The organism is Arthrobacter sp. J156 (assembly GCF_056172865.1).
In genome coordinates, this window is record NZ_CM149650.1 from 1,201,305 (window position 1) to 1,215,795 (window position 14,491).

General features: G+C 72.3%; 11 protein-coding genes. 4 read left to right on the plus strand and 7 right to left on the minus strand.

Features of this window, described 5'->3' with window-relative positions; all coding sequences use genetic code 11:
- Positions 1-57: 57 nt before the first annotated feature.
- Positions 58-819, minus strand: coding sequence for a lysophospholipid acyltransferase family protein (locus AC0QR5_RS05565; RefSeq protein ID WP_329863002.1), 762 nt, complete (start codon positions 817-819; stop codon positions 58-60).
- Positions 820-950: 131 nt separating this feature from the next.
- Between AC0QR5_RS05565 and AC0QR5_RS05570 the strand changes: the two genes are divergently transcribed.
- On the plus strand, positions 951-1,733 hold the full coding sequence (locus AC0QR5_RS05570) for an alpha/beta hydrolase (RefSeq protein WP_329863000.1): 783 nt from the start codon (positions 951-953) through the stop codon (positions 1,731-1,733).
- Positions 1,730-2,284: a hypothetical protein gene (locus AC0QR5_RS05575; protein ID WP_329862999.1), complete on the plus strand. Its 555-nt coding sequence runs from the start codon at positions 1,730-1,732 to the stop codon at positions 2,282-2,284. Before AC0QR5_RS05570 ends, AC0QR5_RS05575 begins: the two co-directional genes overlap by 4 nt.
- Here AC0QR5_RS05575 and AC0QR5_RS05580 read toward each other — a convergent pair.
- Positions 2,281-3,282, minus strand: a complete 1,002-nt coding sequence (locus tag AC0QR5_RS05580; RefSeq protein WP_329862997.1) for an ROK family protein — start codon at positions 3,280-3,282, stop codon at positions 2,281-2,283. The genes AC0QR5_RS05575 and AC0QR5_RS05580 overlap by 4 nt on opposite strands.
- A gap of 143 nt (positions 3,283-3,425) precedes the next feature.
- Here AC0QR5_RS05580 and AC0QR5_RS05585 point away from each other — a divergent pair, with 143 nt between their 5' ends.
- A complete protein-coding gene (locus AC0QR5_RS05585; RefSeq protein WP_329862995.1) occupies positions 3,426-5,228 on the plus strand; it encodes an AMP-dependent synthetase/ligase in 1,803 nt (600 codons plus the stop codon).
- 93 nt (positions 5,229-5,321) lie between these two features.
- On the opposite strand, the gene AC0QR5_RS05590 is transcribed toward AC0QR5_RS05585, so the two are convergent.
- The 3 genes from AC0QR5_RS05590 to AC0QR5_RS05600 form a co-directional block, all read right to left on the minus strand.
- On the minus strand, positions 5,322-6,743 hold the full coding sequence (locus tag AC0QR5_RS05590) for a mycothione reductase (protein WP_329862993.1): 1,422 nt from the start codon (positions 6,741-6,743) through the stop codon (positions 5,322-5,324).
- Between the two features lie 3 nt (positions 6,744-6,746).
- Positions 6,747-8,270, minus strand: a complete 1,524-nt coding sequence (locus AC0QR5_RS05595; RefSeq protein ID WP_329862990.1) for a MinD/ParA family ATP-binding protein — start codon at positions 8,268-8,270, stop codon at positions 6,747-6,749.
- A 121-nt stretch (positions 8,271-8,391) separates the two neighbouring features.
- Positions 8,392-11,841: a pyruvate carboxylase gene (locus AC0QR5_RS05600; RefSeq protein ID WP_430970754.1), complete on the minus strand. Its 3,450-nt coding sequence runs from the start codon at positions 11,839-11,841 to the stop codon at positions 8,392-8,394.
- A 386-nt stretch (positions 11,842-12,227) separates the two neighbouring features.
- Between AC0QR5_RS05600 and AC0QR5_RS05605 the strand changes: the two genes are divergently transcribed.
- On the plus strand, positions 12,228-13,046 hold the full coding sequence (locus tag AC0QR5_RS05605; RefSeq protein ID WP_329862980.1) for a ParA family protein: 819 nt from the start codon (positions 12,228-12,230) through the stop codon (positions 13,044-13,046).
- Positions 13,047-13,215: 169 nt separating this feature from the next.
- Here the strand turns inward: AC0QR5_RS05605 and AC0QR5_RS05610 are convergent, their stop codons facing one another.
- Together AC0QR5_RS05610 and AC0QR5_RS05615 are read right to left on the minus strand one after the other, a co-directional pair.
- Complete coding sequence (locus AC0QR5_RS05610) at positions 13,216-13,755, minus strand: MerR family transcriptional regulator (RefSeq protein WP_329862986.1); 540 nt, start codon at positions 13,753-13,755, stop codon at positions 13,216-13,218.
- 245 nt (positions 13,756-14,000) lie between these two features.
- A complete protein-coding gene (locus tag AC0QR5_RS05615) occupies positions 14,001-14,483 on the minus strand; it encodes a bifunctional nuclease family protein (RefSeq protein ID WP_329862979.1) in 483 nt (160 codons plus the stop codon).
- Positions 14,484-14,491 lie beyond the last annotated feature (8 nt).

The following is a 14,491-nucleotide window of genomic DNA, read 5'->3' on the forward strand; positions in this document are numbered from 1 at the left end:
CCGCACGGCCCCTGGCGCACGGCCGACGCGCGGGACCGGGCGGTTCCCGGCCAAGGATCAGGCCCCGTCCGGAGCACTTCCGGCGCCGGCGTCCGCGGCTCCACCGGCCTTCTTCTGCGGGTGCCGCGCCGCATGCTTCCTGGCGGCGAGCTCGGCCTTGACCGTCGCGGCGTAGACGTCGACGTACTCCTGCCCGGACAGGCGCATGATCGCGTACATGATCTCGTCGGCCACGGAACGCTGAACGAACCGGTCCTCCGACATCCCGGCATAGCGGGAGAAATCGAGCGGCTCGCCGACGATCATGCCGACGCGCCGGATGTTGGGGACCGTCTTGCCGATCGGCTGGACCTTGTCCGTGCCGATCATGGCGATGGGCACGACCGGCACGCCCGTCGCGAGCGCGAGCTTGGCGACGCCCAGCTTGCCGCGGTACAGGCGCCCGTCGGGGCTGCGCGTCCCCTCGGGGTAGATCCCCAGCAGCTGCCCCTGGGACAGGATGCGCTCCCCCGCGCCGAGCGAGTTCGCGGACGCGGCGCCGCCGGAGCGGTCCATGGGCAGCTGGTTGGTCAGCCGGAAGAACGTCGCCGTGAGCCGGCCCTTGAGTCCGGACCCCGTGAAGTACTCGCTCTTGGCCAGGAAGACCACGGGCCGGTCGACCGCGACCGGCATGAAGATGGAATCGGCGAACGAGAGGTGGTTGCTCGCGAGGATCGCTCCCCCCTCGGCGGGGATGTTGTCCAGCCCCTTGACCCAGGGACGGAACAGCACCGACACCAGCGGACCGATGAACAGCCGCTTCATGATCCAATAAAACACGCTGTGCCTTCCACGGGTCCGGGTCTTCTCGCTGCGCCGGCGGGATGCGTCACACCACCGTCGGCTAGGCTCTTACTCTAGGCACATCACCACCCGCAGGGCATCCTCCAGCGCAGCGTTTTGGGAGCAACATGGACGACGTGGACCAGGCACCGGCCGATCCGGCGGAGCCGTTCCGCCTGCACGGGCCGCGCCCGGATGCCGTGCTGCTGGTCCACGGCTTCACCTCGGGGCCGAAGAGCATGCGCGGGTGGGCCGATCATCTGGCCGCACGCGGCTACACGGTCTCGGTGCCGCTGCTGCCCGGGCACGGCACGAGGTGGCAGGACCTGGCGCGCACGCCGCACACGGCGTGGAGCCGCGCCGTGGCCGGCGAGTTCGACGTCCTGCAGCGCAACCACCGCTTCGTCTTCGTCTGCGGGCTCTCGATGGGCGGCGCGCTCGCCCTCCAGCTCGCCGCCGGCCGTTCCGTCGCCGGGCTCGCGCTCGTCAACCCGGGGCTGACGTTCGGGGACCGGACGGCTCACCTGGCCCCGGTGCTCAAGCACGCCCTCGCCTCCGTCCCGGCGATCGCGAACGACATCGCGCTGCCCGGGCAGGACGAGGGCGCGTACCCGCGGACCCCGGTGGCCGCGGTCCACCAGCTGGGACTGCTCTTCCGTGCGGCACGCTCGGGACTCGGCCGGGTGAGCGCGCCCGTGGCCGTGTTCCGTTCCGCCGTCGACCACGTCGTCCCCGACTCCAGCATCGCCGTCCTGCGCGCGGGGCTGCCCCGCCCGCCGCGCGTCGACGTGCTTGCCTCGAGCTACCACGTCGCCACCTTGGACTACGACGCCGAGGCCGCCTTCGCGCGCACCGCCGCGTTCTTCGACGGGCTGGCCGGAGCGCCGCGGCCGGCCGGGGCCCCGGCGTGAGCGGCGCGGCCCCGGACCGCGGTTCCCGCGACGAGGACGCCGCCTGGGCGGACCTCGTGCGCCGGCTCCAGGCCCCCGACGGCCCGGCAGCCGACACGACGGACGCCGACGCCGCGGGCACGGGCGCGGACACCGGCCTGTCCGGACCGGCCGGGACCGGCACCGCAGCACCGGGACCGCGTGCGGGGGATCCGGATCCCAGCGCCCCGGGCCGGCCCGCGCCTGCTCGGCCGCCACGTGACCCGCGGACCGCGACGCCGGGTGCGACGGCCGGTCCGCGGGACTACGCCCTGGACGAGGACGAGGACGACGGGGAGTTCATCCCGGAGGATCCACCGCCGCTGGGTACGGGTGATCCGTTGGCCGTGGTCTGCTGGAGCGGAGCCGTGGGCGCCCCCTTGGCACTCCTGCTGGCGGCCCTCTTCTGGCGCGACGCCCCGGCGATGGTGTGGCTGGGACTGTGCGCGGTGTTCCTCGCGGCGGTCGGGACGCTCCTGTGGCGCCTGCCGCGGCACCGCCGCGACGACTACGACGACGGATCGCGCGTCTAGCGAACACCACTGACCCGGGCCGCGTCGCTGCCCCCGCCGTGCCGGCGCGGATCGCTGCGGGCGAGGTCGGCAGCCCCCACGAGCCCCGCATCGGCCCCGAGCTCGGCACGGGCGACGCGGGCGAAGGGCCGGTATCCCCGCCCGGTGAGGTGGCGCCGGTATCCGGCCTCCGCGGCCTCCAGCAACAGCGGCGACGCCGCCCCGAGGCCGCCCCCGATCACGAACATCCCGGGATCAAGGGCGGCTGCGAGGTTGGCCATGCCGAGCCCGAGCCACTCACCCACCTCGACGACGAGCTCGCGGCTCGCGGGATCCCCGCCCCGGGCCATCCGGGTCACGACCTCGCCGTCGATCGCGTCGGGATTCCCACCCGCCGCCTCCACGAGGGTCTGCGCGACGGGCGAGCCCGCGCGGGCCAGCTCGCGCCCCTCCCGTCCCAGCGCGTTGCCGGACGCGTACTGCTCCCAGCATCCCCGGTTGCCGCATTCGCAGCGGTGGCCGCCCGGGACCATGATCTGATGGCCGAACTCGCCGGCCAGCCCGTAGCGGCCGCGCCGCAGTGTCCCGTCGGCGACCACGGCGCCGCCGATCCCCGTGCCGAGGGTGAGGCAGACCAGGTGCGACTCCCCCCGCCCCGCGCCGAAGCGCCACTCCGCCCATCCGGCGGCATCGGCGTCGTTCGCCACCGTCACGCGGGCGCCGAGGCGGTCCTCCAGCCGGTCCCGGAGCGGCTCGTTGCGCCACGCCAGGTGCGGACTGAAGAGCACCGTGCCGGTATCGGGGTTCATCCAGCCCGCCGCGCCGATCCCCACGGGCGCTCCCGGGGCCTCCCGGTGCAGCTCGCCGACCAGTTCGGCCACCGCCTCCTCGACCTCGATCCGGCTGTGCCCGGGCGTGCTGCGGACGGCCCGCGTTCCGACGCGTCCGGAGCGATCCACGATTCCGGCGGCGATCTTCGTCCCGCCGATGTCCAGGCCGATCGCGGTTTCCGGTGCCACGGGAATGCTCCTTGGGAAGGGATGTTATGGATTCGTATGTTACTAACTGGTAAAAGCTGTGATGCAAGCCACTAGGCTGGTACCAAGAGACGGATCACCACGGCACGCCCGGCCCGTCACAACTCGAGGAAGAGGAGCGAATCGTGCGCGAAATCAGCGTACCCCCACTGGTGGTCAGCCCACCGGAGACGAACATCACGGACTTCGTCGTGCGTCAGGCCGCCTCGGCGGACAATCCCGTGCTCTTCTCGCGGCCGGACGGCGCCGAGGGGTGGATCCACATCCGTGCCAAGGAGTTCGCCGCGGACGCCTCGGCCCTCGCCAAGGGCCTGATCGCGGAAGGGCTGGAGCCGGGGGCCCGCGTCGGCATCATGGCCCGCACGCGCTACGAGTGGTCCCTCGTGGACTTCGCCGTCTGGTTCGCCGGCTGCGTCTCGGTGCCCGTCTACGAGACCTCCTCCCCGAGCCAGGTCGCCTGGATCCTGGGCGACTCCGGCGCCGCCGCCGTCGTCGTGGAGGCCGGGCGCCATGAGAACGTGGTCCGCCAGGCAGCGACGCAGGAAGGGCTCGACGGACTGCGGCACGTCTGGCAGATGGAGGGCGACGGCCTCGACGCCCTGCGGGAGGCCGGAAGGGACGTCTCCGACGAGGACCTCGAGGAGCGCCGCCGTTCGGCCCGCCTCGACTCCCTCGCCACCATCATCTACACCTCCGGCACCACGGGACGCCCCAAGGGCTGCGAGCTGACGCACTCCAACTTCGTCGAGCTCAGCGAGAACGCGCGCTCCGCCCTCCCCGAGGCCGTCTACCCGGGCGCGGCGACGATCATGTTCCTGCCGCTCGCCCACGTCTTCGCCCGCTTCATCTCCGTGCTGTGCGTCGCCGCCGGCGCCACCGTGGCGCACACTCCGGACGTCAAGAACCTGCTCTCGGACCTGCAGAGCTTCAAGCCGACCTTCATCCTGGCCGTTCCCCGCGTCTTCGAGAAGGTCTACAACTCCTCGATGCTCAAGGCCGAGGACGGAGGAAAGGGCAAGATCTTCCACGCCGCCGCCGATACGGCGATCGCGTGGTCGCGCGCCGACGAGGCCGGGAAGGTGGGGCTGGGCCTCAAGCTCAAGCACGCCCTGTTCGACAAGCTCGTCTACCACAAGATCCGCGAGGCCATGGGCGGGCGCGTCGTCCACGCCGTCTCCGGGGGCGGGCCGCTCGGCGAGCGGCTCGGCCACTTCTTCCACGGCATCGGCCTGACGATCCTCGAGGGCTACGGCCTCACCGAGACCACGGCGCCGATCACGGTCAACACGCCCCAGCGGATCAAGATCGGCACCGTGGGCCGGCCCCTGCCCGGCAACGGCGTGCGGATCGAGGAGGACGGCGAGATCCTCGCAAGCGGTGTCTGCGTCATGCGCGGCTACTTCAACCGAGACGAGCTGCGCGAGGAGGCCTTCGACGGCGAGTGGCTGCGCACGGGCGACATCGGCGAGCTCGACGAGGACGGGTTCCTGCGGATCACCGGGCGTAAGAAGGAGATCATCGTGACCTCCTCGGGCAAGAACGTCGTCCCGGCCCAGCTGGAGGACCAGATCCGCTCCGCGGCGATCGTCTCCCAGTGCGTCGTGATCGGCGACCAGCGCCCGTTCATCTCGGCGCTCGTGACGATCGACGAGGAGGCGCTCCCCGGCTGGCTGCAGCGCCACCAGCAGGCGTCCATGTCCGTCGCCGAGGCCGCGAAGCTGCCCCAGCTGCGCCAGGAGATCCAGTCGCTCGTCGACCAGGCCAACGGCTCGGTCTCCCGCGCCGAGGCCATCAAGGAGTTCCGGATCGTGGAGAGCGACTTCACGGAGGCCTCCGGGCACCTGACCCCGTCGCTGAAGATCAAGCGCGCCCAGGTGCTCAAGGACTTCGACGCGGTGGTCGAGGAGATCTACGGCGCCGCGAAGTAGCCCGGGCCGCCGACCCCGGTGACCGGGAAGGCCCCCGGACTCCCGCTGGAGTCCGGGGGCCTTCCCGTGCCGCTGCCCCGGGGGGTCCGGCCGCTACAGCGCGGGTTCGGGCGGCGGGTCCACGCCGAGCCCGAGCAGGGCGTTCTCCACGACCTCGCTCAGCGCGGGATGGATCCAGTACTGGCCCCGGGCCATGGTGTGCACGTGCAGCCCCGTGGCGAGGGCCTGGATGAGCGGCTGGATCAGGATGGAGGCCTGCGCGCCCATCAGGTGGGCCCCGAGCAGGCGCCCGCTGCGGCGCTCGGCGACGAGCTTGACGAAGCCCTCCTCGTCCTCCATGGCCCACCCGTATGCGGTGGAGCCGTAGTCCTGGACGACGGTCGTGATCTCCTCGCCCTCGCCCGCCTGCTCCCGGGCCTGCTCCTCCGTCAGGCCGACGGCGGCGATCTGGGGCTCGGAGAAGACGGCGGCCGGAACGTGGCTCCGGTCCATGGCCCGCATCTCATGAGGGTGTTCGAGGTTGTGGGCCACGACGCGCGCCTCGCGGTTCGCCACGTGCTTGAGCTGGAATGGATTGGCGATGTCGCCGAGCGCGAAGACCCCGTCGACGGGCTTCCCACCGGAGAGCACACGCTGGTATGCGTCGACGGAGAGGATGCCTTCGTCGGTGGTGTCGAAGCCTGCGGCCCCGAGGCCGAGCCGGTCCGTGTTCGGCACGCGACCGGTGGCGGCGAGCACGACGTCCGCGTGCTCCGTGTGCACGGCGCCGTCGTCATCGCGGAAGGAGACCTCGACGCCGTCGCCGGCCTCGGTGATGCCCGTGACCGTCCAGCCGAGCCTGAGCGTCCAGCGCGCGGCCGCCGCGGTGGCGAAGCGTTCCGAGACGAGCGCGTCGTGGCTGCGCAGCAGCCGCGCGGAGCGGTTCGCCTGCACCACGTCCGTCCCGAGCGCCGAGAAGACGTGGGCGAACTCGGCGGCGATGAAGCCGCCGCCGAGAACCACGAGGCGCCCGGGGAGCTTCTCGAGCCGCATGACCGTGTCCGAGGTGTGGACCTGTGGCAGGTCGATGCCCGGGATGTCCGGGAGCACGGCGCGCGATCCCGCCGCGACGACGATCCGGTCCGCGCTCAGTTCCTTCCCGGACGCCGTCACGAGCGACGTCGGCCCCGTGAACTCGACGTGTTCCTGGTAGAGGTCCACGTGCTCGAGCTCGAGGTCGCGGTAGTCCCGGCCGGCGGCCGAGATCGCGTCGATGCGCCCGAAGATCCGGTCGCGGATTCCGGGCCAGTCGACGTCCTCGACGCGCAGCCCGACGCCGAGCCGCCGCGCGTGCGCGGCCGAGGCGGCGAGGCCGGCCGGGTAGACGAACATCTTGGTCGGGATGCAGCCGACGTTCAGGCACGTCCCGCCGAAGGTCCCGCCGTCGATGACCGCGACCCGGCGTCCGTCCCAGTGCTCCGTCAGGAGCGAGTTCCCTGAACCGGAGCCGATGACGGCGAGCTCGTAGTGCGGCACGGTTCAGCCCTTGAGCTCGGCCACGACGAGGGCGGCGAGCTCCATGGCCGCCTCGCGCGTGGCGGGGCGCAGCCTCTGCAGGTCAACGCGCGAGCCCTCGGCCAGGTGCGGGTCGTAGGGAAGCCGAACCACGGTCTGGACGCGGGTCTGGAAGTGCGCCTCGATCTCCTCGACGTTCACCCCGCGGCCCGGCCCGGCGGACTGGTTGATGACCACGATCGCGCGGCGTGCCAGGTCCTCGCGGCCGTGGGCCTCGAGCCAGGACAGCGTCTCGGAGGCCAGCCGGGCCTCGTCCACGCTCGCCCCGGAGACGAGGACGACGGCGTTGGCCTTCTCGAGCGTGCCCTTCATGACGGAGTGGACCATTCCGGTGCCGGAGTCCGTCAGGACGATCGAGTAGAAGCGGGACAAGAGGTCCGTGACCGCGCGGTAGTCCGCGTCGTCGAACGCCTCGGCGACGTGCGGATCGGTGTCGGAGGCGAGCACGTGGAGCCTGGATCCCTCGCGCGAGGCGTAGCTGGAGAGCTTGGAGAAGGAATCCACCATAAAGCGGTTCTGCACGAGTTGCCGCGCCGTGTAGCGGGCCCGGCCGGGCGAGCGGTCGCTGAGCGTCCCCCGGTCCGGATTGGCGTCGAGGGCGATGACGCGGTCCTCGCGGACATGGGCCAGCGCCATGCCGAGCAGGGTCGTCACGGTCGTCTTGCCGACGCCTCCCTTGCGGGAGAGCACGGGCACGTAGCGGGTGCCGCCCTCGAGCGGGGCGGCGATCTGGTGCTCGGTGATGCGGCGCAGGCGCACGGCGTCCGAGTCGCCGACGTTGACCCGGCCGAGCGTGGCCCGGTAGAGCCACAGCCGCCAACCGCCCACGGGCGCCCGGTTCCGCGGCTGCAGGAGCCGGTCGGCGGTCAGCGCGGCGGCCGGTTCGGGCTCCGGAGCGGGCGCCGGGGCCGGCTCCGCGGGAGAGGAGGCGGAGGCCCCCTGGGCTGCGGCTCCGGCGGCCCGGCGGGCCGGGAAGACCGAGGTCGACGCGTCGGCGGCGGCCCGGGCGGGAGCACCCGACGCGGTGGGCTGCCGTTCGTCCCCGCCGACCGGCTCCCAGTCCCCGAGGCCCTCCACGGCCTCCGGCGCGGTCCCGCGCGCGGAGGCCCGCCCCGGCGTCGGCTGCGCGGCGGCGTCGTCCTCATCCCCGGTCTCGAGCACGACGTCGGACGGCACCGGTCCGGGGACGTCCACCTCGGCGGCGGAATCGGGTGCCTCGCCGGCGTCGGTCCCTCCCCCGGCCACGGGATCCCCGTCCGCACCGGTGGCGGAGGCGCCCCCGGCCTCCAGGGGCGGGGTCCCGGCGTCGTCCTGGAAGGGAGCCACTGCGTCCGGGTCAGGGGCACCGCCTCCGTCGGCCGGCGCGGCGCCGTCCTGCGGCTCCCGGACCCCGTCCGCGGCGTCCCGGCCCTCGGCGACGCCCTCGGGGCCCGGTTCGGGCCGTGCCGCGTCCGGCGCCTCGTCGGGGATGCTGCTGTGCTGGGTCATCGTGTCCTCGGTGCGTCGGGGAGGGCCGCCAGGGCCCGGGTCAGCACTCACCTTAGCGCACCGCGGGGCGGCCGCACCGGAGTACGGCCGCCCCGTCGGCTGGCGCTGCGCGAGGAGTGCCTCAGGCGGGGTCGATGACCACCAGGAGGTCGCCGCCCTGGACCTGGGCGGTGCCGTCGATCGCGAGCCGGGCGACCTTGCCGCCGGCCGGGGAGGTGATCGCGGCCTCCATCTTCATGGCCTCGATCGTGGCGACCGTCCCGCCGGGCTCGACGGTGTCGCCGACCGCGACGACCGCGGTGACGGCGCCGGCGAACGGGGCGGGGACGTGGCCGGGGTTGGCCGGGTCGGCCTTCTCGGCCGACTTCACGGTGGATTCCACGTTCCTATCGCGGACGATGATCTGGCGCATCTGACCATTGAGCGTGCACATCACGGAGCGCATGCCCTTCTCGTCGGGCTCGCTGATGGCCTGCAGGGTGGCCAGCAGGCGCACGCCCTTGCCGAGGGAGATCACGTGCTCGTGGTGCAGGGTGAGCCCGTAGAGGTAGTCCCGGGTATGCAGCATCGACACGTCGCCGTACTCGCTGCGGGTCTTCTCGAAGTCCCGCGCCGGGCCGGGGAAGAGCAGGCGGTTCAGCGTCGCCCGGCGGGTCGCCGAATCGGCCCGCAGCCCCTTCTGGTCCTCGGCGTCGAGCTCCTCGACGCGGGTCTTCACGCTGCGCCCGGCCAACGCCTTGGAGCGGAACGGCTCGGGCCAGCCGCCCGGCGGGTCCCCGAGCTCCCCGGCGAGGAACTGGATGACCGATTCCGGGATGTCGAACGCGGCCGGGTCGGCCTCGAACGCCGCCGGGTCCACGTTCATGCCCACGAGCTGCAGGGCCAGGTCGCCCACGACCTTCGAGGACGGGGTGACCTTGACCAGGCGGCCCAGGATGTTGTTCGCCGCCGTGTACATGTCCTCGATGGCCTCGAAACGCTCGCCCAGGCCCAGCGCGATCGCCTGCTGGCGCAGGTTCGAGAGCTGCCCGCCCGGGATCTCGTGCCGGTAGACCCGCCCCGTCGGCCCGGCCAGGCCCGACTCGAACGGCGCGTACAACGCCCGCACCGATTCCCAGTACGGCTCCATCGCCGCGGCCGCGGCCAGCGGGATGCCCGTGTCCCGGGCGGTGTGCGCGAGGGCCGCGACGAGGGCCGAGGCCGGGGGCTGGGACGTGGTCCCGGCCATCGAGGCCGTCGCGACGTCCACGGCGTCCACGCCCGCGTCGATCGCGGCCATGAGCGTGGCGAGCTGCCCGCCCGCGGTGTCGTGGGTGTGCAGGTGCACTGGCAGCTCGAAGCGCTCGCGCAGCGCGGCGACGAGCTTCGCCGCGGCCGCCGGGCGCAGCAGGCCCGCCATGTCCTTGATCGCCAGGATGTGCGCGCCGGCGTCCACGATCCGCTGCGCCAGGTCCAGGTAGTAGTCCAGGGTGTAGAGGTCCTCGTCCGGGTCCAGCAGGTTGCCCGTGTAGCACAGGGCGACCTCGGCGACCGCCGTGCCCGTGGCCCGCACCGCGCGGATCGCCGGTTCCATCTGCGAGACGTCGTTCAGGGCGTCGAAGATCCGGAAGATGTCGATCCCGGTCTCCGCCGCCTCCTTCACGAACGCGTCCGTGACCTCGGTCGGGTACGGGGTGTAGCCGACCGTGTTGCGCCCGCGCAGCAGCATCTGCAGCGGGATGTTCGGCAGCTCCGCGCGCAGCAGCGCCAGGCGTTCCCACGGGTCCTCGCCGAGGAAGCGCAGCGCGACGTCGTACGTCGCCCCGCCCCAGACCTCCATCGAGAACAGCTGCGGCAGGGTATGCGCGAACGCCGGGGCCGCGGCCAGCAGGTCCCGGGTCCGCACGCGTGTGGCCAGCAGCGACTGGTGCGCGTCGCGGAACGTCGTGTCCGTCACCGCCACCGCCTCCTGGGCCCGCAGCGCCTTCGCGAAGCCCTCCGGGCCCAGCTCCAGCAAGCGCTGCCGCCAGCCCGGAGCGGGCTCGTGCGAGGACGGCCCGTCGAAGGGGGAACGGAACGGCTCCTCGGACTTGTCCCCCGGGTAGTACGGCAGCTTCTCCCGCGGATCGATGCCCTCCCGGCGTTCCCCGTGGGGCTTGTTCACCGTCACGTCCGCCAGGAACGTCAGCGCCTTCGTGCCCCGGTCCTGGGAACGGTTGCCCAGCAGCAGGTCCGGGCGCGAGTCGATGAAGTCCGTCGCGACGTCCCCGGCCACGAACTGCGGATCATCCAGCACGTTCATCAGGAACGGGATGTTCGTCGCGACCCCGCGCACCCGGAACTCCGCCAGCGCGCGCCGGGCCCGGCGCACCGCCATCTCGTAGTCCCGCCCGCGGCACGTCAGCTTCACCAGCATCGAATCGAAGTGCGGGGAGACCTCCGCCCCCGTGTAGATCGTCCCGCCGTCCAGGCGCACGCCGGACCCGCCCGCGGAACGGTAGACCGTGATGGTGCCCACGTCCGGACGGAAGCCGTTGGCCGGGTCCTCCGTGGTGATGCGGCACTGCAGCGCCGCGCCGCGGACCCGCAAGTCCTCCTGCCGGATGTCCAGGTCCTCCAGCGTCTCCCCCGCCGCGATGCGCATCTGGGCCGAGACGAGGTCGACGTCGGTGATCTCCTCGGTCACGGTGTGTTCGACCTGGATGCGCGGGTTCATCTCGATGAACACGTGCTGGCCGGCGCGTTCGCCGACCGTGTCGACCAGGAACTCCACCGTTCCCGCGTTCTGGTAGTCCAGGGCCTTGGCGAACTTCACCGCGTCGGCGAAGAGCGCCTGCCGGATCGAATCGTCCAGCTGCGGGGCCGGCGCGATCTCGATGACCTTCTGGTGCCGGCGCTGCAGCGAGCAGTCCCGCTCGAAGAGGTGCACCACGTTCCCCGCGCCATCGGCCAGGATCTGCACCTCGATATGGCGCGGACGCAGCACGGCCTGCTCGAGGAACACCGTCGGATCCCCGAACGCCGTCCCGGCCTCGCGCATCGCGGCCGAGAGCGCGTCCGGCAGCGCCTCACGGGTGTCGACGCGTCGCATGCCGCGCCCGCCGCCTCCCGCGACGGCCTTGACGAAGATCGGGAAGCCGATCTCGTCCGCCGCCCCGAGGAGGAACTCGACGTCGTCGCTCGGCTCCGAGGAACGCAGCACCGGAACGCCCGCCTCACGGGCGGCCTTCAGCGCGGCGACCTTGTTGCCCGCCAGCTCCAACACCTCCGGCGGAGGACCGACGAACGTGATCCCGGCCTCGCGCGCCGCGCGGGCCAGTTCCGGGTTCTCCGACAGGAAGCCATAGCCCGGGTAGATCGCGTCCGCCCCGGACTCCTTCGCCACCCGGATGATCTCCGGCACGTCCAGGTACGCCCGGACCGGATGGCCTTCCTCGCCGATCTGATAGGCCTCGTCGGCCTTCTGCCGGTGGATCGACCCCCGATCCTCATACGGGTATACGGCCACGGTCTTCGCGCCGAGCTCGTAACCGGCACGGAACGCACGAATCGCGATCTCGCCGCGGTTGGCCACCAGAACCTTCGAAAACATGGTGCTCCTGGAAACTCAAGGGATGGACGGTTCCTGCAGCCCTCCGGCCCGGCACGCCGTCATACTCGGGTCCAACGCCCGTGGGCCGGGAACTGATGTCACCCTACCGTGGCGCACGGCACACCCAGAAACATTGCTACGCGCCCCTCCGTCACGCACGGAAGGCCGCCGGCGACCCCGTCCGGGACGGGGCCCGGGCCCCGCTTCCGCTCCGGGACCGGGTCCGATCCGCCGTCGTACCTCCGGGCCGGGGAGACGGGCCAGCGGTCCGGGCGGCGGCGCGGCAGCGCGCGTCCCGCGCCTGTCCAGTGCCACTGCGGCGCAACCTTATGATGGACGGTGAGCCGAAACAGGGAAGCAACACAGAAGAGGTCGTGGTCCGTTCCGTGCAGGTAGTGAGCATCAGCAGTCTCAAGGGTGGCGTCGGCAAGACCTCCGTAACACTGGGCCTGGCCTCGGCGGCGCTCGCCGCGGGCACTCCCACCCTCGTGATCGACCTCGATCCGCACGCCGACGCGAGCACCGGCCTCGGCGTCCAGGCCGCACCCGGGACCGACATCGGACACCTGCTCAAGGCGGCGCGCAAGGCAGATCTGGGCGCGTCCGCCACGACAAGCCCCTGGGTGGCGCGGGCGGCGGCCGCCGATGCGGCGCGCACCCCGGTCCTGGACGTGGCCGTGGGCGGGGCCTTCGCCGGCATCTACGACCGCCCCGATCTACGCGTCCGCGACCTTCGCCGGCTCAAGACCCTGCTGTCCCGCGTCTCCGGCTACTCGCTCGTCCTGATCGACTGCCCGCCGTCGCTCAGCGGCCTGACCCGCATGGCCTGGACGGCCAGCAACTCCGTCCTGCTCGTCGCCGAGCCGAGCCTCTTCTCCGTGGCCGGTACCGAGCGGACGATGCGCGCGCTGAACCTCTTCCGCCGCGAGTTCGCGCCCGACGTCTCCACGGCCGGCGTCGTCGCCAACCGGTACCGTTCCTCCTCGGCCGAGCAGCGGTTCCGGCTCGAGGAGATGCGCTCGATGTTCGGCGGATCCCTGCTCTCCCCCGTCCTGCCCGAGCAGGCCAACTGGCAGCAGATCCAGGGTGCCGCCTACGCCGTGCACCAGTGGCCCGGGGACTCCGCGCGGCAGTCGGCCGGCTTGTTCGACGAGCTGCTCCGCAACGTCACCGACTCCGGCAGCCGCCGCAGCCGCAAGCGCTGACGCCGACTCCGTCGCGGCGACCGACGCCGAGGGACCGCCCTGGCCCAGGGGCCGCCGTCGGAGCATTCCGCACGAAAGGCCACGGCCCCACCGACTCGCGGTGGGGCCGTGGCCTCTTCTGGAAATCGGGGCGCGCCCGCGGCCCGGGGACCCAGGCGCCGTCCGGAGGCTAGCTGGCGGACTTCTTCGCGGCCCGGCGGACGCTGAGCTCATCCTGCGGGAAGGCCTCTTCCTCGGCGGCATGTTCGCTGGGGAGCTCGGACAGGCTCCCCTCGACCTCGCGCCAGACCCGTCCGACGGCGATGCCGAAGACGCCCTGCCCGCCCTGGACGAGGTCGATGACCTCATCCGCCGACGTGCATTCGTAGACGGACGCGCCGTCGCTCATGAGCGTGATCTGGGCCAGGTCCTCGACGCCGCGCTCGCGCAGGTGGGACACGGCGGTGCGGATCTGCTGGAGGGACACGCCCGTGTCGAGCAGCCGCTTGACGACCTTGAGCACGAGGATGTCGCGGAAGCTGTACAGGCGCTGCGAACCGGAGCCCTTGGCGCCGCGGACAGCGGGCTCCACGAGTCCGGTACGCGCCCAGTAGTCCAGCTGGCGGTAGGTGATCCCCGCCGCCTTACAGACGATCGGGCCGCGGTAGCCCGCGTCCTCGTCCAGCACGGGAAGGTCCTCGGAGAACAGCAGGCCCTGGGCCAGGCCCACGGGCGGCTGCCCCGCACCGCCGCCCGACGACGTGCGGTGATCACTGCTCCGGCTCACGTGAACCCTCCTTGTCGAGGCCTCCCGCGACGGGGAAGCTTGCCTGGCACGACCGTCCGACACCGGGACGCCTCCATCCTCGGTGCCGGCCGCAGGCGTCGGCCCGGCTGTCAAATCTCTATGCCTTGACGGTACGACCGAACGGCCGTCAGGTCAAAGACCTTCAAGCTTAACTTGAGGGCGTGTCGCTAGGTCTCGAAGTCCTCGGGTTCGACGTCGGCGAGGAACTCGCGGAACTCCCGCAGCTCGGCCTCCTCGCCCTCGCTCGAACGCCCGTCGTCGCTGACGAGGACGCCGGACTCCTCCAGCACGTCCTCGGCGCAGGTCAGTGGGCATCCCACCCGCAGGGCCAGTGCGACGGCGTCCGAGGCGCGGGAATCGACCTCGACTCCGCCGTCGAACGCCAGCTGGGCGTAGAACACGGTGTCCTTGACGGCCACGAGCCGGACCTCGAGGAGCTTGCGGCCCAGCGCTTCGACGACCGAGGCCAACAGGTCGTGCGTCATGGGGCGCGGGGTCTCGATGCCCTGCAGGCTCATGGCGATCGCGGAGGCCTCCGGGGCACCGATCCAGATCGGCAGGTGCCGCGGCCCCTGGGCCTCCTTGAGCAGGACGAGCGGCTGGTTGCTGGGCAGTTCGATCCTGACTCCGACGACTTCGATCTCCCGCATGTCCGGCC